This window comes from Actinomycetospora callitridis, from assembly GCF_028737265.1.
In the GTDB taxonomy this organism is placed as follows: domain Bacteria; phylum Actinomycetota; class Actinomycetes; order Mycobacteriales; family Pseudonocardiaceae; genus Actinomycetospora; species Actinomycetospora callitridis.
The window spans coordinates 629,350-648,421 of record NZ_JAQZAK010000001.1; the positions used below are offsets into that span (position 1 = coordinate 629,350).

Genomic DNA, 19,072 nt, shown 5'->3' on the forward strand with positions numbered 1-19,072 from the left:
GTCAGCCCCCGTCTCGGCGCCCCACGTAGGCCGCCAGGTGCTCGCCGGTGAGGGTGGAACGGTCGGCGACGAGGTCGGCCGGCGTCCCTTCGAACACCACCCGCCCGCCGTCGTGCCCCGCCCCCGGTCCGAGGTCGATGATCCAGTCGGCGTGCGCCATGACCGCCTGGTGGTGCTCGATGACGATCACCGACTTGCCGGAGTCGACCAGGCGGTCCAGCAGGCCCAGTAGCTGCTCCACGTCGGCGAGGTGCAGGCCGGTGGTGGGCTCGTCGAGCACGTAGGCGCCGCCCTGCTCGCCCATCTGCGTGGCCAGCTTGAGCCGCTGGCGCTCGCCGCCCGAGAGCGTCGTCAGCGGCTGGCCGAGCGTGAGGTAGCCGAGACCGACGTCGGAGAGCCGCACGAGGATCTTGTGGGCGGCGGGCGTCTTCGCGTCGCCGGCCCCGAAGAACTCGACGGCCTCGGACACCGGCATCGCCAGCACCTCGGCGATGTCCTTCCCGCCGAGGGTGTACTCGAGCACCGAGGCGTCGAAGCGCTTGCCCTCGCACACCTCGCAGAGCGTCGAGATGCCCGCCATGATCCCGAGGTCGGTGTAGATGACGCCGGCCCCGTTGCAGTTCGGGCAGGCGCCCTCGGAGTTCGCGCTGAACAGGGCCGGCTTCACGCCGTTGGCCTTGGCGAACGCCTTGCGGATCGGCTCGAGCAGGCCGGTGTAGGTCGCCGGGTTGCTGCGTCGCGAGCCCTTGATCGCGGTCTGGTCGACGATCACCACGCCGTCCCGCTTCGCCACCGAGCCGTGGATCAGCGAGGTCTTGCCCGAGCCGGCCACCCCGGTGACGGCCACGAGCACGCCCAGCGGGATGTCGACGTCGACCTTGCGCAGGTTGTGGGAGTCCGCGCCGCGCACCTCCATCGCGCCGTCCGGCGTGCGCACCGACGTCTTGAGCGTGGCGCGGTCGTCGAGGTGCCGGCCGGTCAGGGTGCCGCTGGCCCGCAGCCCGTCGAGGCTGCCCTGGTAGACGATCTCCCCGCCGGCGGTGCCGGCGCCCGGTCCGAGGTCGACGACCTGGTCGGCGATCGCGATCGTCTCCGGCTTGTGCTCGACGACGAGCACCGTGTTGCCCTTGTCGCGCAGGCGCAGCAGGAGCGTGTTCATCCGGTCGATGTCGTGCGGGTGCAGCCCGATGGTGGGCTCGTCGAAGACGTAGGTGACGTCGGTGAGCGCCGACCCGAGGTGCCGGATCATCTTGGTGCGCTGCGCCTCGCCGCCGGACAGCGTGCCCGCCGGGCGGTCGAGGGACAGGTAGCCGAGCCCGATCTCGACGAACGAGTCCAGGGTCTCCGAGAGCGACGACAGGAGCGGCCCCACCGACGGGGCGTCGAGGCCGTGGATCCACTCGGCCACGTCGCTGATCTGCCAGGCGCTGACCTCGCCGATGTGGACGCCCGCGATCTTCGACGACCTCGCGGCCTCGGACAGCCGGGTGCCGCCGCACTCGGGGCACTCCGCGAAGACCACCGCCCGGTCCACGAACGCGCGGACGTAGGGCTGCATCGCCTCCCGGTCCTTGGACAGGAACGACTTCTGGATCTGCGGGATCAACCCGGTGTAGGTGAGGTTGATGCCCTCGATCTTGAGCTTCGTCGGCTCCTTGTAGAGGAGGTCGTCCAGCTCCCGCTTCGTGAACTGCGCGATCGGCTTGTCCGCCGGGAAGAAGCCGCAGCCGCGCAGGATCCGGCCGAACCAGCCGTCCATGCTCATGCCGGGGATCGTGATCGCGCCCTCGTCGATCGACTTGGAGTCGTCGTAGAGCGCGGTGAGGTCGAAGTCCGACGCCGTGCCCCGGCCCTCGCAGCGGGGGCACATGCCGCCGGTGATGCTGAACTCGCGGCGCTCCTTGATCTCGCGGCCGCCCTTCTCGAGGGTGACCGCCCCCGCCCCGCTGATCGACGCCACGTTGAACGAGAAGGCCTGTGGCCCGCCGATGTGCGGCTCGCCGAGCCGGCTGAACAGGATGCGCAGCATCGCGCCGGTGTCGGTGGCGGTGCCGACGGTGGAGCGGACGTCGCCGCCCATCCGCTCCTGGCCCACGACGATCGCGGTGGTCAGCCCGTCGAGGACGTCGACGTCCGGGCGGTTGAGGGTGGGCATCAGCCCCTGCAGGAACGCGCTGTACGTCTCGTTGATCATTCGCTGGGACTCGGCGGCGATCGTCGAGAACACCAGCGAGCTCTTGCCCGAGCCGGAGACGCCGGTGAAGACCGTGAGGCGGCGCTTGGGCAGCTCGACGCTCACGTCGCGCAGGTTGTTCTCGCGCGCGCCGTGGACGCGGATCAGGTCGTGGCTGTCGGCCGCGGCCTGCGCCGGCGCGTCCGTGCTGGTGGCCGTGCTCATCGGGGGCTCCGTTCCTGCGGGTCGCTGCGTCACTTCACCTCGAAGATTCGGATCATGCTGCCCGCGGGGTCGCGGAAGGCGGCGTCGCGGATGCCCCACGGCTGCTCGGTGGGCTCCTGGACGACCTCGGCGTCGCCGGACTGCAGGCGCTCGAAGGTGCCGTCGAGGTCGGTGGTGGCGAGGTTGATCGACGCGAAGGTGCCCTTGGCCATCATCTCGCTCACGGTGCGCCGCTCCTCCTCCGTCATCCCGGGCTGGGCCGCGGGCGGGAAGAGCACGATCGACGTCCCGGGCTGGCCGGCCGGTCCGACGGTGAGCCAGTGCAGCCCGTTCCACTCGACGTCGTTGCGCACCTCGAAGCCGAGGGTGTCGCGGTAGAAGGCGAGGGAGGCCTCGTGGTCGTGGTGGGGGAGGAAGGCGTGGTGGATGGTGAGGTCGGGTGTGCTCATGGCGGTCACGCTAGGGGCGCCCCGGAGACCCGTGCTTCTCGATTCCTGACCGGTCGTGTCACCTGCTTGGACACGCACGGCGGCATCCCCGGACCGGGGCCGGCCGCCTGCTTCCGGTAGGCGCTCGGCGACATCCCGACGAGCTCGGTGAAGCGGGTGCTGAAGGTGCCCAGCGACGAGCTGCCCACCGCGAAGCAGACCTCGGTGACGCTGAGGTCGCCCCGGCGCAGCAGGGCCATCGCGCGCTCGATGCGCCGCGTCATCAGGTAGCTGTAGGGCGATTCCCCGAAGACGCGCCGGAACTCGCGGCTCAGGTGCCCCGCCGACATGGCGGCGCCGCGCGCGAGCGCCTCGACGTCGAGCGGCTGCGCGTACTCGCGGTCGATCCGGTCGCGGACACGGCGCAGCCGCGCGAGGTCGCGCAGGCGGTGGGTGTCCGGAAGGTCCACGGGGCCGATCCTTCCCCGCCCGGCTCCCCGTCGTCCATCACCCTCACTGACGCTGGGTGAGCCCCGTCATGCACCACTCGCCGTCGGTCACGCCGAGCACCAGGTCGGCGGGCAGGGTCTGCGTCTGGCCCTGGGCGCTCAGCGTCAGGTCGATCGGCGCCCGGGCCTGGGTGTCGAGCATGAGCTGCGCCGGCCCGGCCGGGACCGCCGACTGGATCAGCGTGAGCGCGTCCGGCGTGAGCGGGTTCAGCGGCTGACCGCTCGGGGTGCGGCACGACGCCGCGTCGAGCGCCGCCCCGTCCTTCGTCGCCAGCGCGGTGGTGATCTCCGCGGCGCGGTCGTCCGGGGAGCCCGGGTTGACCAGGAAGCCGGGGTAGAGCAGCGCGGTCACCGCCAGCGCTACGACCGCGATCGCGGCGACGGCGCCGAGCGCGATGACGAGGCCCATCGGACGGCCCGCGGGCTCGTCGTCCTCGTCGTCCTCGTCGGTGAGGTCGTCGTCGTCCGGGGTGTCGGTGTCGTCGGTGTCGTCGGTGTCGTTCACGGCGGCCGGCTCGTCGTCGGCCGTCGTGTCCGCCTCGGCCCCGGTCGTCGTGTCCGCCTCGCCAGCCGGGGTGTCGGCGTCCTCGTCGGGGGTGCCGTCCCCGGCCGGCGGATCGTCCGTCGCCACGGTCTCGTGGCGACTCGTGTCGGACATACGTCTGATTCCTCCCAGGACGCTTCGGCGGGCGCCGTTTCCGCAGCGGAATGCCTGTCCCGCACGGTGCCTCATGAGCCATCGCGCTCCGACACCCGGGCCCGTGCGTGCCACGCCCGTGACCCGATCGGGGTTCTCCCTCGTGTGACCCGGCGCTACCGAATCCTCGGGGCCGACGGCCGGTCCCGCGCGTCGGCGGCGCCCGGCACCCTCGGCGGCCACCGCCGCCTGCGCATCTACGGCCGGCTCGACTGCCCGAGCGCCCTGCGGTGGCTCGCCCGCGGCCACTACGCGGCCCACCGGGTGTTCTTCGCCGACGAGACGGCCGCCCGCGCCGCGGGCTTCCGGCCCTGTGCGGTGTGCCTGCCCCGCGAGTACGACCAGTGGACGACCCTCCAGGAGGACCGATGACGACGAGCCCCACCACGACCGACGAGCTCCCCGCCCTCGACCGCGTCGACTGGGACGACCTCGCCGCCCGCCTCGACCGCGACGGGTTCGCGATGACCGCGCCGCTCTTGGACCCCGAGCAGTGCCGGCAGATGATCGACGTCTTCGACGACGAGGACGCGTTCCGGTCCACGATCGACATGGCGCGGCTGTCGTTCGGCGAGGGCCGCTACCGCTACTTCGCCGACCCGCTCCCGGCACTGGTGCAGGCGTTGCGCACCCGGCTGTACCCGCCGCTCGCGCGGATCGCGAACCGCTGGGCCGGCCTGCTCGGGGAGGACACGTTCCCCGAGCACCACGACGGGCTCGTCGAGGCGTGCGCGGCCGCGGGCCAGCACAAGCCCACGCCGCTCGTGCTGCGCTACGGCCCCACCGGATACAACTGCCTGCACCAGGACGTCTACGGCGTCCTGACCTTCCCGCTGCAGGTGCTCGTCATGCTCAACACGCCCGACGTCGACTTCACCGGCGGGGAGAGCGTGTTCGTCGAGCAGCGGCCCCGGCAGCAGTCGCGCCCGATGGTGGCGCGCCCCGGCCTCGGCCAGGCCGTGGTCTTCCCGGTGCGTCACCGCCCGAAGCAGGGCTCCCGCGGCCACCACCGCGTGCAGATGCGCCACGGCGTCTCGGCGGTGCACAGCGGCGAGCGCCACGTGCTCGGCATCATCTTCCACAACGCCCGGTGACGGGCCGGCCGCCACCCGGACCCCGTGCGACGGACGCTTCGATTTCCGAAGCGTCCGGATCAGGCCCCCTCGCCCGGCGCCTCGGCGTTCAGCCGGCCCACCCGCTTCAGGACGTCGAGCTGGGCCGGGGAGTAGAGGTCGATCAGCGCCTGACCCATGGTGCGGGCGGCGAACTTCGCCCCCTGCGGAGCGTCCTCGTCCGCGGTCCGCAGCTCCGGGTGCTCGGCCCGCAGCGCGCGGACGTGGGGGAGCATCCGTTCGGCCAGGTCCTGGCGGGTCTGCTGGTCGGCCTCGGGGGAGAGCTCGTCGAACTCGGTCATGAGGGGTTCGTGCTGGTAGTTCGTCATCAGGTCCGCGTAGGCCTTGATGCCCTTCGGCCCGAGGACCCGGGAGAGGACGACCATGTAGGAGCGGTCGGCGTCCGAGAGATCCGCACGGGCGGCGGCCGAGGCGATCTCGGGCGGCAGGTCGGTCGGCGCCGCCTCGCGCAGGATGAGGGCGAGCTCCGCACGCACCCGCTGCAGCCGCTCGACGGTCTCCGCGAGCTCCGCGTCCAGCTTCCGCAGCGCCGCCTCGGGGTGCTCGTCGCCGTCGCCCATCTCGGCGATCTCGGAGAGCGAGAGCCCGAGATCGGTCAGCCGCTTGATCCGCAGCACGCGCACGAGGTGGGCCACGCCGTACTGCTTGTAGCCGTTGGCGCGCCGCTTCGGCTCCTCGAGCAGGCCGACGTCGTGGTAGTGCCGCACCGTCCGCAGGGTGGTGCCGGTGAGCTCGGCGAGCTGCCGGGTGCTCCACGCCATGGTGCTGCTCCTCCTGTCGACGGACCTCGGGACCGGGGTGCCGACGACAGTGAAGACCGTGCCGCCGCGGCATGGTCAAGCGTCGCCGTTCCGTGACGGCCCTCTCACGCGCCGGCACGGCGGTGAGGACCTGCCGGAGGCGACGTCCGGGCCGTAGCGTCGCCGACCATGCCGGAGTCCCCTCCTCCCGACCGCGAGCGACACCTGATCCGGTACTCCGGCCGGGGCGGGTTCAGCCCCGGGATCGCGGACCGGGCCAGCGGCAGCACGGTGATCACCGAGGACGGGCGCGAGCTGCTCGACTTCACGTCCGGGCAGATGAGCGCGATCCTCGGGCACGGCCACCCGGAGATCGTGGCGACCGTCCGCGAGCAGGTCGGACGCCTCGACCACCTCTACAGCGGGATGCTGAGCCGCCCGGTCCTCGACCTCGCCCGGCGGCTGGCGGAGACGCTCCCGGCGCCGCTGGAGAAGGCGATGCTGTTGACCACCGGTGCCGAGTCCAACGAGGCGGCGCTGCGGATGGCCAAGCTCGTCACCGGCCGCCACGAGATCGTCTCGTTCGCCCGGTCCTGGCACGGCATGACCGGCGCCGCCGCGAACGCGACCTACGTCGCCGGGCGCACCGGGTACGGCCCCGCCGCGCCCGGCAACTTCGCCCTGCCGGTGCCCGACCGGTTCCGGGCCGACCTCGTCGACGCGGACGGGGACCTGGACTGGCGCCGCCAGCTCGACCTCGGGTTCGACCTGATCGACGCGCAGTCGGTCGGCAGTCTCGCGGCCTGCCTGGTCGAGCCGATCCTGAGCTCCGGCGGCGTCGTCGACCTCCCGCCCGGCTACCTCGCCGCGCTGCGGGACAAGTGCCACGAGCGCGGCATGCTGCTGATCGTCGACGAGGCGCAGACGGGCCTGTGCCGCACGGGGGACTGGTACGCGTTCGAGCGTGACCGGGTCATCCCGGACATCCTGACCCTCTCGAAGACCCTCGGCGCCGGGCTGCCGCTGGCGGCCGTGCTGACCAGCGAGGCGATCGAGCAGGAGGCCCACGACCGTGGGTTCCTGTTCTTCACCACCCACGTCAACGACCCGCTGCCGGCCGCCGTCGGCAACACGGTGCTCGACGTCCTGATCCGCGACCGCCTCGACGAGCGCGCCCGCGAGCTCGGCGATCGCCTGCAGGGTGGGCTGCTCGAGCTCGCCGAGCGGCACAAGGTGATCGGCGACGTCCGTGGGCGCGGGCTGCTGGTGGGGCTCGAGCTGGTCGACGAGGGGCGGGACGACGGGGGATCGGGCGACACCGACGCGCTCGGCGGCGCCGTCACCCGACGCTGCGCCGACCTCGGCCTGCACATGAACATCGTGCAGCTGCCGGGCCTGGGCGGGATCTTCCGGATCGCCCCGCCGCTCACGGCCTCCGACGCCGAGATCGACCGCGGGGTCGCGATCCTCGACGAGGCCCTGACCGCCGAGACGAGCTGATCAGCGCAGGCCGTCGGCGGCCGCGACCTTCGTGCGCTTCTCCTCGGCCGCCGGCGCGGCGCCCGAGTTCGGCCACATGAGCTCGAACTCCAGCTCGATCTTGTCGCCGTAGGGCTCCAGCTCCAGCTCGACCTCGAACTCGTCAGGCAGGTTGAGCGCCACGCCGGGTCCGACCAGGGACACCTCCGTCGTGCCGCCGTTCTCGAGGGCGTTCGCGAGCGAGTGGAGCCACTTGGCGGCCTCCTGGCGCGACAGGATGACCCTCTGCTCGATCTTTCCACCCGCCATGGGGTGCTCCTCTCCTGGGGAAAACGATCTCACTCCGGCCCGGCGAGAGTAGCGGCGACGGGGCCGTCGTGACGGGCTCGCGAGCGGGTCCTCGGCCACCTCAGCTCGATCTCCAGCTCGACCGTCTCGCCATGCGGCTCGATCTCCAGCTCGCAGCGGAACTCCTCGGGCAGCTCCAGCGTCACGGGCGGGCCGGCCAGCGAGACCTGCATGGTGCCGCCGTCCTCGACCGCCTTCGCCAGATCCGCCAGCCACCGCGCGACCTCCTGGCGCGACAGGGTCGCCTTCTGCTCGATCTCGTCCTTCGACATCTCCCGGCTCCTTCCTCGGAGGAACCGGCCACTCTCCTCCGCCGGGCCGCGCTCGACGAGGGTCACGGCCGTCGAGGCCGGGCCGCGAGGACCTCGGCGAGGACGGTCGCGTGGCTCGCCGACGGGTCCCTGGTGGCGGTGAGGAGGGTCAGGCCGCGGCCGTCCTGCCACGCGCGCAGGTCGTCGAGGGCCTGCGCCCGCTCCGGCTCGGTGAGCTCGGCCCGGTAGCGGCGCGCGAACTCGTCGAAGCGTTCAGGGGCGTGCCCGTACCAGGACCGCAGCTCGTTCGACGGCGCGACGTCCTTGGCCCACCGGTCGAGGTCGGCCGCGTCCTTGCGCAGGCCCCGGGGCCACAGCCGGTCCACGAGGACCCGCAGGCGGTCGGGCCGGCGCGGGTCGTAGACCCGGCCCACGTCGATGTCCGGTGACGGCACGCGCTCATCCTCGTCCCGAGCCCGACGATCCTCCGACCCGGCGGCGACTCGCCGTCACCCGTTCGGAGGCTCCGGGGATGACCCGTCCGGGTCGATGGGGACGGGGAAGCGGCACGCGCAGGGCACCCGCCCCGCGATCTCGGGAGGTCCAGTCATCGGTATCGGAGCAACGTCGGGCAGCGGACGTCATCGGTGGGAGAGCACCCGGTCCCCGGGTCGCCGCCCACGCCGGGGCCTGACGATCGCGCTCGCGGGCGCCGCCGTGACCACGACCGTCGGCCTCCTCGCCGGCCCGGCGCTCGCCGATGCCGCGTCGGACAGCCCCGAGTCGAGCCAGGTGGCCCGCGAGACGCACGCCGAGGCGCTGGTGCCCGGCACCCCCTGCTCGGTGTCGGCGCGGGCGTGCGTCGACCTGGAGTCCCAGCGGGCCTGGCTGATCCGCGACGGCAAGGTGACCCGCGGGCCGATGACGATCTCCTCCGGTGGCGAGGGACGGGCGACGCCGGTGGGCCACTCGTTCCGCGTGTACCGCAAGGACCGCGACCACGTCAGCGGGGAGTCGCGGACCGCCGACGGCCGCCCCGCCCCGATGCCCTTCTCGACGTTCTTCGCCGACGGCGGGATCGCCTTCCACGGGGGCGACCCCTCGCGCTCGTCGGCCGGGTGCATCCGCATGAAGGCCGCCGACGCCGAGGCCGTGTTCGACGACCTGCAGAAGGGCGACAAGGTGCAGGTCGTCAACGGCTCGCAGGAGCGGGCGGCGCGGGGCGAGCCGTCGTAGGACCGATCACCCGGTGATCCCGGACGTCGTCGTGCGGCCGATCACTTCCTGCAGCGCGGCGAGGAACCGCTGCGGGGCCGGGGCGAGGTGCTCCCGGCGTGATCCCGTGACCGTGAGGATGCGGGTGCCGACGTCGACGGCCGACGCGTAGATCGTCACGCCCTCGGTGCTCAGGTAGGCCAGCGTGAGGTCCGGGACGATGGCGGCGCCGAGACCGGCGGCCACGAGCGCGAACATGGTCTGCGACTCGAAGCAGATGTGCTGCTGCCCGGGGGTGACCGCGTACCGGGAGCAGAGCCGGTCGAGCATCTGGCGCGGGGGCTGGTGGCTGGCGGACGTCACCCACGTCCCGGCCAGCAGCTCCTCGATGCTCCCGGGCGTCGCCCACAGTTCCGGGAGGACGATGCGGAACGCCTCGCGGTAGAGCTCGATCTCGATGAGACCGGGATAGGGAGCCGGCGCGGGCGTCGTCGACTCGGTGTACTGCTCACCGATCAACAGATCGAGATCGCCGGCGCGCAGGAGGTTCACGCCCTCGCGCGCGCCCACCTCGATCACCTGGACCTGCAGTGCGGCATCGGTGATGGCGAGCTGTTTCAGGGTCGGCACCACGAGCTGTCCCAGAGCGGTCGCGAATCCTCCGATGCGGACCGACCCCGCCGTTCCCTCCCGTAGTCGATCGACTTCTCGCTGTGCCTCCGCCAGGGCGACCGCCACGTCGTCGGCGCGTTGCGCCAGGGCCAGCCCGGCCTCGGTGAGGCGGACGGTGCGACCGCCGCCCCGCTGGGTGCGGTCGAGCAGGGGGATCCGGGCCTCCACCTCCAGTCGCGTGAGGTGCTGGGAGACGCCGGAGGCCGTCAGGTGCAGGGCCGTCGCCGCCGCCTGGACGCTTCCCGTCCGGTGGACCGCCCGCAGGACGAGGAGCCGGTGGGGGTCGATCGGCATGAAGTCATCCTGAACCAGAGCTGGAGCAGCTGTCACTGCCGTTGACGGCAGCGGTGCGGCAGACTCGTCGTCGAGAGACGCGCCCCGCAGATGTGCGCTCCATTCCGTCGTCGAATGCGCACGGCGGACCGACGCGTCCTCGTCACCAGTTCTTCCTCCGTGAATGGAATTGCCCGATGGAGATCACGGCGTCTCTCATGACCCATACCGACGAGCCGCTGGAGACGGTCTCGTTGGACCTCTCGGACCCGCGGGCCGACGAGGTGCTCGTGCGGCTCGCGGCCACCGGCATCTGCGCCTCCGACGCGCACACGCACTCCGGCCGCATTCCCTCGCCCTCGCCCTGCGTCCTGGGGCACGAGGGGGCCGGCGTGGTCGAGCGCGTCGGGTCGAACGTCGGCCACGTCGCGGTGGGGGACCACGTCGCGTTGTCGTGGATGCCGAGCTGCGGGGTGTGCCGTCACTGCGTCTCGGGGCGACCGGTCCTGTGCGCCGCCGCGGCCCCCGCCCTGCTCGCCGGCACCCTGCTGGACGGCACCGTCCGATTGCGCCGGGGCGGGCAGCCGGTGAGCCACTACTCGTTCCTGTCGACCTTCGCCACGCACGCGGTGGTGCCCGCGTCGAGCGCGATCCGGATCGGGCGGCACATCCCGCTCGCGGTGGCGAGCCTCGTCGGCTGCGGCATCCTCACCGGCTACGGCGCGGTGGTGAACCGGGCCAGGGTCGGCCCCGGGAGCTCGGTGGTCGTCTTCGGCGCCGGCGGCGTCGGCCTCAGCGCGGTGATGGGAGCCCGCGTCAGCGGAGCCGAGCAGATCCTCGTCTGCGACCCCGTCGCGGCCAAGCTCGAGGAGGCGGAGCTGTTCGGCGCGACGCACGGTCTGCTGCCGTCCGACGACCTCGTCGAGCGCATCCGGGAGATCACCGGCGGCGGCGTCGACTACGCGATCGACGCCGCGGGCGCCGACGGCATCCTCGGGCAGGCGTTCGCGGCGACCGTTCCCGGCGGGACGATCGTCTGCGTGGGCATGCCGGGCGTCGCGGCCCGTCCGTCGCTGCCCGGGCCCGAGCTGGTCCGCGAGGAGAAGATCGTGACGGGCAGCCTGTACGGCTCCTCCCGGCCCAGCATCGACATCCCGACGATCCTGCGGCAGTACTCCGCGGGGACCCTCCCCCTGGACCGGATGATCACCAGGTCCTACGGGCTCGACGAGATCAACGACGCGTTCGTGGACATGCGCGAGGGCAAGCTCAAGCGCGGCGTCGTCGTGTTCGACGAGGAACTGGCGGGGCTCCCCGTCCGGGACGACGCCGTGGCGGCCGCCGCATGAGCGCCGAGGACGTCGACGGCCGGTTCGCCCAGGGGTGGGGAGGGGTCTCGCCGAACGGCGTGCACGTCAACGTGCTGCTCGCCCGGCGGGGCGGTCCCACCGCCGCCGTCGTGGCCGGCGCGTTCACGAACCCGTCCGCCGGGATCACGCCCGTGCTCGCGAGCGTCGGGGAGTCCCAGCAGACCTACGAGACGCTCCACCCGCCCACCGTGATCGTCAACAAGACCCCGCCTGCCGGGGACACGCACGAGAAGCTCCTCTTCGGTGCCTGCGCCTCCGGCATCTCGCGGGGCGTGCTCGACGCGGTGGCGCAGGGCGCCGTCGACGCGGACCAGGACACCCTCGTCCTGGTCTCGCTGTGGCTCGACAGCGCGGCGGACGACGAGACCACTGTGTGCGCGAACGCCCGGACGGCCACCTCCGCGGCGGTCCGGGAGGCGGCCGGCGGCCGGGACGGGGAGGCGGTCGCACGCCTCGTCCGTGACCGCGACTCGGTGCGACACCCGTTCTACGACGGGGAGTGATCCGGCCGCGGCGCGCGTCCGAGTCGCAGCGCCGAGACGAGGAAGAAGATGCCGCCCAGCAGGGCGTAGCCGGCGAGGCCGGCGAGCGACGCCCCGGCGGCGGAGGCCGTGAGGACGAAGGCGACCCCGGCCAGCACGGAGATCGACCCGCTCGCGATCATCGCGCCCCGCCCGCCCAGGGATCGACGACGGATCGCGACGACGAGCTGCACGATGCCGGCGACGACGGCCCACGCACCCCACACGCGCAGGACGGCCGGGACGCCCGAGGAGAGGGCGACGACCAGCCCGATCGCGGCGAGGGCACTGATGGTCATGGTGGCCCGGAGGCCCACGGCGTTCCAGGTCTCCGGGGCCGCGGCTCGCGACGACCGCGCGTCGACCGCCGCCGCCGCCACGTCGACGAGCGGGTAGAGCACGAGCAGGACCGCGGTCAGCGGGCCGAGGTGCGACCCGACCACGACCAGCAGCAGGGCCCAGACCACGGCGAAGCCGAACCGGGCGAGGTGGAGGCGACGCAGGGTGGACGGGTCGCCGGACGCGACGGGGACGGGCGTGGTGGCGGTGGTCATGACGGGGTTCCCCTCGTGCGGCGTGGGCGACCCACGCCGCGATGTAGAAAGACCGTTCTCTCTTCTGTTCCGCCAGCATGGACCCTCGTCGTCCGCGCACGCAAGACCGATCGTTCTTTCTGTTAGCGTGAGGCATGGTCGTCAGCCGCGAGACCGATCCGCCGGGCCAGGTCAGCGCCCCGGCCGGCGGGGGAGACGCCGGGCGCTCGCCGGCTCGTGAGCGGTTGCTGTCCGTCGCCAGTGGGCTCTTCTACGGCGAGGGCATCCGCGCGGTCGGTGTCGAGCGGATCCTCGCCGAGGTCCCGACGACGCGGGCCACCTTCTACCGCCACTTCCCGTCCAAGGACGACCTCGTCGTGGCCTACCTGCGCGGCGTCGACGCCCAGACGCGCGACGGGGTGCACGCCGACATCGACGGCGCGGCCACACCGGCCGAGGCGCTACGGGCCATCGGCGACTCGATCGTGCAGAGCCTGGCGACGCCCGGTTTCCGTGGGTGTGCCTTCCTCAAGGCCGCCACCGAGTTCCCCGACCCCGACGACCCGATCCATCGGGCCGTGCTCGAGCACCGGGCCTGGTACGCCGCCACGATCACGGAGCTGTTCGCCCGGATCTTCGACACCGACGTCGAGCGCCCCGACCCCCGCGAGGCCGCCCAGCACTTCATCGTCATGCGCGACGGCGCGATGGCGGGCGCCCAGATCGACGGTGCCGCGGACGTCGGGGTCGTCCTGCGCCGAGGTGTGGACGGGCTGCTCCACGTCGTCCACCCGACGGAGTTCGACGGCCGGCCGATCGACCCGCGGCGCGGGGGTCGTCGGTGAGGGCATGCGGCGGGCGTGATTACTTGCGGGAGGTGGTCGGCGACTCCCTGGACCCGTCGGGGCCGCTCGGAGTGGGACCGGGTGCTGCGGTCCGTGTGGTGGCCGGCCCTGCCTCATGCGCTACATGCGGCCGGAGGTCGGCGCGGACCGCGCCGCCAGTGCGCGGTCCAGCGCCGCTGCCCCGGACCCTGCCCAGAGCAGGTACACCATCGAGAGCAGCAGCGCCGGTGCCACACCGAGGTGGAAGGGGCCACCCACCTGGACTCCGGCGGTCGCGATGGCGCCGGCCATGTTCAGGGCCAGCCCCAGCGCGGCCAACCGGGTGCCGATCCCGAGGATGAGCATCAGTCCGGCTCCGAGCTCGAGCGCACCGACCAGGTAGACGATCACACTGGAGTCGGGGAGCCCGTAGCGGACGAACTCGGCGAGCTCGTACTCGTGAGCGAGGAACTTCGGCAGCGAGAACAGGACGAACACCAGGCCGGTCGCGATACGCAGCACCGCCGTGGCCTCCGCGACCCCTCCGCGGACCCGGGTGCTGAAGAACCGCTGGGTCGGGCCGCGGTCAGAGTGGTGCTCGACATTCCCGCCACCGGCCATGGCCGTGCTCCTTCTGATCGAGCAACCGCGCGCCGTGGTCAGCATCGTTTGAGGTCAACGGTGCCACGACCCAGGTCCGAGAGCACGGCACGACACGACGGTCGCCCGGCCGGTGCAGGACGCGGCCACGGTGCTTCTCCCCGGCGATGTGGGGCGACTGCCGTCGGCGACCACCCGCCGGCCCCCGTCAGAAGCATTCGTCCCACGCGGACCCGGGCCGGCCGATCATCGCAACGAGCCGTTGTCGCTGGTCAGCGGTGGTGCCCCCGGCAGGATTCGAACCTGCGCTCCCGCCTCCGGAGGGCGGTGCTCTATCCCCTGAGCTACGGGGGCGGACCGACCGCGAGCCTAGCGCACGGGCCGCCGAGGACCGACGCTCGGGTGATGGCACACGCAGAGATCCATCGGGACCGTCGCATCGATGCGGGAGACCTCGCCGCCCTGTCCGGACGCACGATCGCGGTGATCGGTTTCGGCAACCAGGGCGCGGCGCAGGCGGCGAACCTGCGCGACTCGGGGTTCGCCCCGCTGGTCGGCAACCGGGACGACGAGTACGCGACGTCGGCCGCGGAGGAGGGCTTCGACCTGCGCCCGATCGCCGACGCGGCGGCCGCCGCCGACATCGCGCTGCTGCTGGTCCCCGACGAGGAGCAGCTCGAGCTCGTGCGCACCGAGGTCGCGCCCGGGCTGCGCGCGGGCGACACGCTCGTCGTCGCCAGCGGCTACAACTGGCACTTCGGGCTGCTCGAGGTGCCCGACGGCGTCGACGTCGTCATGGTCGCGCCGCGCATGATCGGCGCGGCGGTGCGCGACCGCTACGTCGACCGGCACGGCTTCCCCTGCTTCGTCTCCGTCGAGCGCGACGCGAGCGGTCACGCGTGGGAGACGACGATGGCGATCGCCCGTGCCATCGGGGGCACGCTCGGCGGCGCGATCGTCTCGAGCGCCCGCGAGGAGGCGGCGCTGGACCTGTTCAGCGAGCAGGCGATCTGGCCCGCGATCCTCGACGTGGTGCGCACTGCCCACCGGGTCGCCGTGGAGGCGGGGTTCACCGAGGAGGCCGTGCTCAACGAGCTCTACCTGTCCGCCGAGCCGGCCGAGGTGTTCGCGCACATGGCCCGCGACGGGCTGTTCGGCCAGCTCGGGCTGCACTCGCGGACCTCGCAGTACGGGCAGCTGCGGTCGCTGTCGGGGCTCGACGAGGGCGGCGAGCTGGCCGACCGCTTCCGGCGCGTGATGCACCACGACATCCTGTCCGGGGCCTTCGCGCAGGAGTGGAGCCGTCCCGAGGCGGGGGAGCGGCTCGACGCGATGCGCAACGAGGTCGGGACCACGCGGCTCGCGACCGCCGAGGCCGAGGTCCGCGCCCGCCTGGACCCGTAGATCACCGTTTCGGTGACGAAGCCGCTCAGATACGAGTGGTTTCGTCACCGAACTCGCGATCTTGCGTCCCGGGGACCCGACCGGCCCGAGCGGGTGGATGTCCTGGACGTCAGCGTGGCCCCCAGGCTGACACCGGGACGGTGCTGAGCCAGGGGCGGTCCCGCCAGGTCAGTTGGGCATCGTGTGCATGCCGGCGTGCATGTCCGCCGGGGCGGGCAGGGGAGCGGCGCCGCGCTCGGCGAGCATCTGCGTCATCACCGCCGCCTCGGAGCTCTGGGACGTCGCCATGCTCTGCGCGAGCGCCCGGACCGCCGGCACCGAGGCCTCGTCGGCGGCCGCCTGCATCATCGGCAGCCCGCCCTGGTGGTGGCGCAGCATGAGCTGGAGGAACACGACGTCGAGCGCGGGTCCGGTGGAGGCGCGCAGCCGCGCGAGGTCCTCGGGCGAGGCCATACCGGGCATCGTCGCCGTCGGCATGCCCATCCAGCCCATGAACTGCCCGGACGGCGGGGTCAGCGGCTCGCCCCACAGGGTCAGCCAGCCCTGCATGCGCCCGACCTGAGCGGTCTGGGTCGACTCGATGTCGAACGCGAGCTGGCGGATCTCGGGGTTCGCGGTGTTGTTCCGCGCCCACACGGCCATCTCCACGCCCTGGCCGTGGTGGACGTCCATGTCCTGCAGGAAGCCGACGTCGACCGAGCCCTCGGCCGGCCCGTAGGTCGTCGCGGTGGAGCGCCCCAGGGCGATGCCGCCGATGACGCCGGCGAGCACCAGCACGAGCGCGAGCCCGCCGGCGACGAACGCCTTCGCCCAGGTCGGGCTCGCCGACCACCAGCCGCCGCCGGAGCCGCCGTCGCCCGCGCCGTCGTCGTCGACCGGGGGCGGCGGCGGGTCGGTGCGGTCGGTGTCGCTCACCGGGGTGTCCGTCATCTCGGTGGGGGTGGCGCTCATCCGCCGTTGCCCGCGGCCGCGCCGCGACCGTCCATCGTCACCGCGTCCGGCGGCGGGGGCGAGGGGTCGAACGGGGGCGGGTTGTCCGGGTCGAAGTAGCCCGGACCGAGGGCGTCGCAGCTCGCCCCGACCTCGGGGTACTGGTACTGGTTCTGGCGCAGCGACTGGATGAACTGGTCGATCCGCGGGTCGTTCGGGTCGTCGACCTTGAGCTCGTGGCCCCACGACTGCAGCGCGATCGGCCGGTCGAGGCCCGGGTACGGCGACATCATCGTGTAGTCCTGGCCCTGCACCCGGCCGGCCAGCGCCTGCACGCCCGGCCCCTGCACGCGCGCCGGGTCGTAGGCGATCCACACCGCGCCGTGCTCGAGGGAGTGGACCATGTTCTCGGTGCGCACCGGGGTCGGGTAGACCACGCCGGTGCAGGCCGCCCAGTAGGCGTCGTGCGGGCCGCCGAACGGGGGCGAGCGGTCGTAGGCCACGCGCTGCTGGGCGGTGACGTGCTGCTGGCCCGCGTACTGGCCGGTGACGATGCCCGGGATCGCGAGCGACGGGTCGCGGTTGTCGTCACTCGGGCGCCACGCGCTGACCTCGCCCTCGCGCATCAGCGCGAAGCCGATGACGCCCACGGCGAGCAGCACGACGACGGTGATCGCACCGATGAGCAGCCACGGCACCTGGCGGCGGGTCCCGGCGGCGGGACGCTTGCCACGGGTGACGGGGTTGGGGCCCCGCTTCGCGCCCGGGCGCTGGCCGTTCTTCGCGCCGCCCCTGGCGCCGCCCTGGCCGTTCTGTCTGCGCTGCCCGCCCGAGGACGACCGCCCCGAGGACGGCGTTCCCGACCCGGCCGACCCGGATCGACGACCGGATCCACCACTCGCCATGGCACCGAGTCTACGGAGCACGCGGTGACGCTCGAGGGACGGGTGCACACCCGCGGTGATCACCGCTCGTGCTTCACGCGGCCATCACCGCAGCGTGTGACGCACGGCCAGGCCGGGCCCGGGGATCAGCCGCGCCCCGGTCCCTAGAATCAGCGGGGTGACCCCCGCTGCCCTGGCCGACCTGCTGCACGCCGTCGCCGTGGACGTGCTCACCGAGCGCGGCCTCGACACGGCGGTGCTGCCGGACACGGTCACGGTGGAGCGCCCGCGCAACCCCGAGCACGGCGACTACGCCACCAACCTCGCGCTGCGCTCGGCGAAGAAGGCCGGGGTGGCGCCCGCCGAGCTGGCGGGCTGGCTCGCGACGCGCCTCGAGGACACCGACGCCATCGCCACCGCCGAGGTCGCGGGCCCCGGCTTCCTCAACCTGCGCCTCGCCGCCGACGCGCAGGCCGGGATCGTCGACGCGGTGCTCACCGCGGGCGAGGCCTACGGCCACACCGACGCCCTCACCGGGCAGGCGATCAACCTCGAGTTCGTCTCGGCGAACCCCACCGGCCCCATCCACCTCGGGGGCACGCGCTGGGCCGCGGTCGGCGACGCGCTGGGCCGGGTCCTCGCCTCGCAGGGCGCCGCGGTCACCCGCGAGTACTACGTGAACGACGCGGGCGCGCAGATCGACCGGTTCGCCGAGTCGCTGCTCGCGGCGGCCGAGGGGCGCCCGGTGCCCGAGAACGGCTACGGCGGGGCCTACGTCGCGGAGGTCGCGCAGAAGGTCCTGAAGGCCTCGGGTGGGGTGGGGGACAGCAGCACAGCCGGCCTCCTCGACCAGCCCGAGGACGAGAAGCTCGCCGCGTTCAAGCGCCTCGGCGTCGAGGCGATGCTCGAGGAGATGCGGGCGAGCCTGGAGTCGTTCGGCACCCATTTCGACGTCTGGTCCTCCGAGCAGGCGCTGCACAGCTCCGGCGCGGTCGAGCGGTCGGTGCAGCAGCTCAAGGACGAGAACGCCCTGTACTTCGCCGACGGCGCGTGGTGGCTGCGCTCCTCGGACCACGGCGACGACAAGGACCGTGTCGTCATCAAGAGCGACGGGCGTCCGGCCTACATCGCGGGCGACATCGCCTACTACCGCGACAAGCGCGCCCGCGGCGCCGACCTCGCGATCTACATGCTGGGCGCCGACCACCACGGCTACATCCACCGCCTCAAGGCCGTGGCCGCGGCGTTCGGCGACGACCCGGCGCGCGTCGAGGTGCTGATCGGCCAGCTCGTGAGCCTCGTGCGCGACGGCCAGCCGGTGAAGATGTCCAAGCGCGCCGGCACGATCATCACGCTGGAGGACCTCGTCGACGCCGTCGGCGTGGACGCGGCGCGCTACACGCTGGCGCGCTCGTCGGTCGACCAGGTGCTCGAGATCGACCTCGACCTGATCTCGAGCCGCACGAACGAGAACCCCGTGTTCTACGTGCAGTACGCCCACGCCCGGCTCGCGTCGCTGGCCCGCAACGCCGCCGACCTGGGCGTCTCCGCGGAGAACCCGGACCTCGCGCTGCTGACCCACCCCCGCGAGGGCGACCTCATCCGCACGCTGGGGGAGTTCCCGCGCGTGCTGTCGTCGGCCGCGGCGCTGCGCGAGCCGCACCGCGTCGCGCGCTACCTCGAGGAGCTGGCGGGCGCCTACCACCGGTTCTACGACACCTGCCGCGTCCTGCCGCAGGGCGACGAGGAGCCGTCGGCGATCCACACCGCCCGCCTCGCGCTCTGCTCCGCCGCGCGCCAGGTGCTCGCCAACGGTCTCGGCCTGCTCGGTGTGAGCGCGCCCGAGCGCATGTGACCCACCAC

General features: G+C 73.0%; 22 protein-coding genes and 1 tRNA gene. 9 read left to right on the top strand and 14 right to left on the bottom strand.

Going from position 1 to position 19,072, the window contains the following annotated elements; genetic code table 11:
* Position 1 precedes the first annotated feature (1 nt).
* From PH191_RS03060 to PH191_RS03075, 4 genes are read right to left on the bottom strand one after another with little or no spacing between them, the layout of a single operon-like run.
* Positions 2-2,398 (bottom strand): excinuclease ABC subunit UvrA, encoded by a 2,397-nt coding sequence (locus PH191_RS03060; protein ID WP_274193148.1) that lies wholly within the window; start codon positions 2,396-2,398, stop codon positions 2-4.
* 29 nt (positions 2,399-2,427) lie between these two features.
* Positions 2,428-2,847, bottom strand: coding sequence for a VOC family protein (locus PH191_RS03065; protein WP_274193149.1), 420 nt, complete (start codon positions 2,845-2,847; stop codon positions 2,428-2,430).
* A 5-nt stretch (positions 2,848-2,852) separates the two neighbouring features.
* Entirely contained in the window at positions 2,853-3,296 is a 444-nt protein-coding gene (locus tag PH191_RS03070; protein ID WP_274193150.1) for a helix-turn-helix transcriptional regulator, read from the bottom strand.
* A gap of 43 nt (positions 3,297-3,339) precedes the next feature.
* Positions 3,340-3,993: a hypothetical protein gene (locus tag PH191_RS03075; RefSeq protein ID WP_274193151.1), complete on the bottom strand. Its 654-nt coding sequence runs from the start codon at positions 3,991-3,993 to the stop codon at positions 3,340-3,342.
* A gap of 144 nt (positions 3,994-4,137) precedes the next feature.
* Between PH191_RS03075 and PH191_RS03080 the strand changes: the two genes are divergently transcribed.
* Together PH191_RS03080 and PH191_RS03085 are read left to right on the top strand one after the other, a co-directional pair.
* Positions 4,138-4,404 (top strand): Ada metal-binding domain-containing protein, encoded by a 267-nt coding sequence (locus PH191_RS03080; protein ID WP_274193152.1) that lies wholly within the window; start codon positions 4,138-4,140, stop codon positions 4,402-4,404.
* Positions 4,401-5,126 carry a 2OG-Fe(II) oxygenase gene (locus tag PH191_RS03085; protein WP_274193153.1) on the top strand — a complete coding sequence of 242 codons (726 nt, stop codon included), beginning with the start codon at positions 4,401-4,403 and terminating at the stop codon, positions 5,124-5,126. The genes PH191_RS03080 and PH191_RS03085 overlap by 4 nt, the downstream gene beginning before the upstream one ends.
* Before the next feature lie 59 nt (positions 5,127-5,185).
* On the opposite strand, the gene PH191_RS03090 is transcribed toward PH191_RS03085, so the two are convergent.
* On the bottom strand, positions 5,186-5,926 hold the full coding sequence (locus PH191_RS03090) for a helix-turn-helix domain-containing protein (protein WP_274193154.1): 741 nt from the start codon (positions 5,924-5,926) through the stop codon (positions 5,186-5,188).
* A gap of 168 nt (positions 5,927-6,094) precedes the next feature.
* Here PH191_RS03090 and PH191_RS03095 point away from each other — a divergent pair, with 168 nt between their 5' ends.
* Positions 6,095-7,405, top strand: coding sequence for an aspartate aminotransferase family protein (locus tag PH191_RS03095; RefSeq protein WP_274193155.1), 1,311 nt, complete (start codon positions 6,095-6,097; stop codon positions 7,403-7,405).
* Here the strand turns inward: PH191_RS03095 and PH191_RS03100 are convergent, their stop codons facing one another.
* The 3 genes from PH191_RS03100 to PH191_RS03110 form a co-directional block, all read right to left on the bottom strand.
* The gene (locus PH191_RS03100) at positions 7,406-7,693 is read right to left on the bottom strand and encodes an amphi-Trp domain-containing protein (RefSeq protein ID WP_274193156.1); all 288 of its coding nucleotides are present in this window, start codon (positions 7,691-7,693) and stop codon (positions 7,406-7,408) included.
* A 29-nt stretch (positions 7,694-7,722) separates the two neighbouring features.
* The gene (locus PH191_RS03105; protein ID WP_274193157.1) at positions 7,723-8,004 is read right to left on the bottom strand and encodes an amphi-Trp domain-containing protein; all 282 of its coding nucleotides are present in this window, start codon (positions 8,002-8,004) and stop codon (positions 7,723-7,725) included.
* 62 nt (positions 8,005-8,066) lie between these two features.
* On the bottom strand, positions 8,067-8,438 hold the full coding sequence (locus PH191_RS03110) for a DUF488 domain-containing protein (protein ID WP_274193158.1): 372 nt from the start codon (positions 8,436-8,438) through the stop codon (positions 8,067-8,069).
* A gap of 262 nt (positions 8,439-8,700) precedes the next feature.
* On the opposite strand from PH191_RS03110, the gene PH191_RS03115 reads away from it, so the two are divergent.
* Complete coding sequence (locus PH191_RS03115) at positions 8,701-9,219, top strand: L,D-transpeptidase (protein ID WP_274193159.1); 519 nt, start codon at positions 8,701-8,703, stop codon at positions 9,217-9,219.
* A gap of 6 nt (positions 9,220-9,225) precedes the next feature.
* Here the strand turns inward: PH191_RS03115 and PH191_RS03120 are convergent, their stop codons facing one another.
* Entirely contained in the window at positions 9,226-10,164 is a 939-nt protein-coding gene (locus tag PH191_RS03120) for a LysR family transcriptional regulator (protein ID WP_274193160.1), read from the bottom strand.
* Positions 10,165-10,361: 197 nt separating this feature from the next.
* Here PH191_RS03120 and PH191_RS03125 point away from each other — a divergent pair, with 197 nt between their 5' ends.
* A complete protein-coding gene (locus PH191_RS03125) occupies positions 10,362-11,492 on the top strand; it encodes a zinc-binding dehydrogenase (protein ID WP_274193161.1) in 1,131 nt (376 codons plus the stop codon).
* On the top strand, positions 11,489-12,016 hold the full coding sequence (locus PH191_RS03130; RefSeq protein ID WP_274193162.1) for a formaldehyde-activating enzyme: 528 nt from the start codon (positions 11,489-11,491) through the stop codon (positions 12,014-12,016). The genes PH191_RS03125 and PH191_RS03130 overlap by 4 nt, the downstream gene beginning before the upstream one ends.
* On the opposite strand, the gene PH191_RS03135 is transcribed toward PH191_RS03130, so the two are convergent.
* Complete coding sequence (locus PH191_RS03135) at positions 12,001-12,588, bottom strand: hypothetical protein (RefSeq protein ID WP_274193163.1); 588 nt, start codon at positions 12,586-12,588, stop codon at positions 12,001-12,003. The two genes, PH191_RS03130 and PH191_RS03135, sit on opposite strands and share 16 nt — an antisense overlap.
* A 134-nt stretch (positions 12,589-12,722) precedes the next feature.
* On the opposite strand from PH191_RS03135, the gene PH191_RS03140 reads away from it, so the two are divergent.
* Positions 12,723-13,412: a TetR/AcrR family transcriptional regulator gene (locus PH191_RS03140; protein WP_274193164.1), complete on the top strand. Its 690-nt coding sequence runs from the start codon at positions 12,723-12,725 to the stop codon at positions 13,410-13,412.
* 120 nt (positions 13,413-13,532) lie between these two features.
* On the opposite strand, the gene PH191_RS03145 is transcribed toward PH191_RS03140, so the two are convergent.
* Both PH191_RS03145 and PH191_RS03150 read right to left on the bottom strand, forming a co-directional pair.
* Complete coding sequence (locus PH191_RS03145; protein ID WP_274193165.1) at positions 13,533-14,012, bottom strand: DoxX family protein; 480 nt, start codon at positions 14,010-14,012, stop codon at positions 13,533-13,535.
* A gap of 258 nt (positions 14,013-14,270) precedes the next feature.
* Positions 14,271-14,345 (bottom strand) — tRNA-Arg (locus tag PH191_RS03150).
* Positions 14,346-14,396: 51 nt separating this feature from the next.
* Here PH191_RS03150 and PH191_RS03155 point away from each other — a divergent pair.
* The gene (locus PH191_RS03155) at positions 14,397-15,395 is read left to right on the top strand and encodes an NAD(P)-binding domain-containing protein (protein WP_274193166.1); all 999 of its coding nucleotides are present in this window, start codon (positions 14,397-14,399) and stop codon (positions 15,393-15,395) included.
* 168 nt (positions 15,396-15,563) lie between these two features.
* Here the strand turns inward: PH191_RS03155 and PH191_RS03160 are convergent, their stop codons facing one another.
* Both PH191_RS03160 and PH191_RS03165 read right to left on the bottom strand, forming a co-directional pair.
* Complete coding sequence (locus tag PH191_RS03160) at positions 15,564-16,346, bottom strand: DUF305 domain-containing protein (RefSeq protein ID WP_274193167.1); 783 nt, start codon at positions 16,344-16,346, stop codon at positions 15,564-15,566.
* Positions 16,343-17,230, bottom strand: a complete 888-nt coding sequence (locus PH191_RS03165; protein WP_274193168.1) for a DUF3105 domain-containing protein — start codon at positions 17,228-17,230, stop codon at positions 16,343-16,345. The genes PH191_RS03160 and PH191_RS03165 overlap by 4 nt, the downstream gene beginning before the upstream one ends.
* 157 nt (positions 17,231-17,387) lie before the next feature.
* On the opposite strand from PH191_RS03165, the gene argS reads away from it, so the two are divergent.
* Positions 17,388-19,064, top strand: coding sequence for an arginine--tRNA ligase (gene argS, locus PH191_RS03170; RefSeq protein ID WP_274193169.1), 1,677 nt, complete (start codon positions 17,388-17,390; stop codon positions 19,062-19,064).
* Positions 19,065-19,072 lie beyond the last annotated feature (8 nt).

Bases quoted from the DNA above. Each gene is read 5' to 3' on its own strand.
- PH191_RS03165 (WP_274193168.1), bottom strand. From the start codon at position 17,230: ATGGCGAGTGGTGGATCCGGTCGTCGATCCGGGTCGGCCGGGTCGGGA.
- PH191_RS03140 (WP_274193164.1), top strand. From the start codon at position 12,723: ATGGTCGTCAGCCGCGAGACCGATCCGCCGGGCCAGGTCAGCGCCCCG.
- PH191_RS03155 (WP_274193166.1), top strand. From the start codon at position 14,397: ATGGCACACGCAGAGATCCATCGGGACCGTCGCATCGATGCGGGAGAC.
- PH191_RS03065 (WP_274193149.1), bottom strand. From the start codon at position 2,847: ATGAGCACACCCGACCTCACCATCCACCACGCCTTCCTCCCCCACCAC.
- PH191_RS03075 (WP_274193151.1), bottom strand. From the start codon at position 3,993: ATGTCCGACACGAGTCGCCACGAGACCGTGGCGACGGACGATCCGCCG.
- PH191_RS03105 (WP_274193157.1), bottom strand. From the start codon at position 8,004: ATGTCGAAGGACGAGATCGAGCAGAAGGCGACCCTGTCGCGCCAGGAG.
- PH191_RS03135 (WP_274193163.1), bottom strand. From the start codon at position 12,588: ATGACCACCGCCACCACGCCCGTCCCCGTCGCGTCCGGCGACCCGTCC.
- PH191_RS03145 (WP_274193165.1), bottom strand. From the start codon at position 14,012: ATGGCCGGTGGCGGGAATGTCGAGCACCACTCTGACCGCGGCCCGACC.
- PH191_RS03100 (WP_274193156.1), bottom strand. From the start codon at position 7,693: ATGGCGGGTGGAAAGATCGAGCAGAGGGTCATCCTGTCGCGCCAGGAG.
- PH191_RS03130 (WP_274193162.1), top strand. From the start codon at position 11,489: ATGAGCGCCGAGGACGTCGACGGCCGGTTCGCCCAGGGGTGGGGAGGG.
- PH191_RS03090 (WP_274193154.1), bottom strand. From the start codon at position 5,926: ATGGCGTGGAGCACCCGGCAGCTCGCCGAGCTCACCGGCACCACCCTG.
- PH191_RS03125 (WP_274193161.1), top strand. From the start codon at position 10,362: ATGACCCATACCGACGAGCCGCTGGAGACGGTCTCGTTGGACCTCTCG.
- PH191_RS03060 (WP_274193148.1), bottom strand. From the start codon at position 2,398: ATGAGCACGGCCACCAGCACGGACGCGCCGGCGCAGGCCGCGGCCGAC.
- PH191_RS03085 (WP_274193153.1), top strand. From the start codon at position 4,401: ATGACGACGAGCCCCACCACGACCGACGAGCTCCCCGCCCTCGACCGC.
- PH191_RS03095 (WP_274193155.1), top strand. From the start codon at position 6,095: ATGCCGGAGTCCCCTCCTCCCGACCGCGAGCGACACCTGATCCGGTAC.
- PH191_RS03160 (WP_274193167.1), bottom strand. From the start codon at position 16,346: ATGAGCGCCACCCCCACCGAGATGACGGACACCCCGGTGAGCGACACC.
- PH191_RS03120 (WP_274193160.1), bottom strand. From the start codon at position 10,164: ATGCCGATCGACCCCCACCGGCTCCTCGTCCTGCGGGCGGTCCACCGG.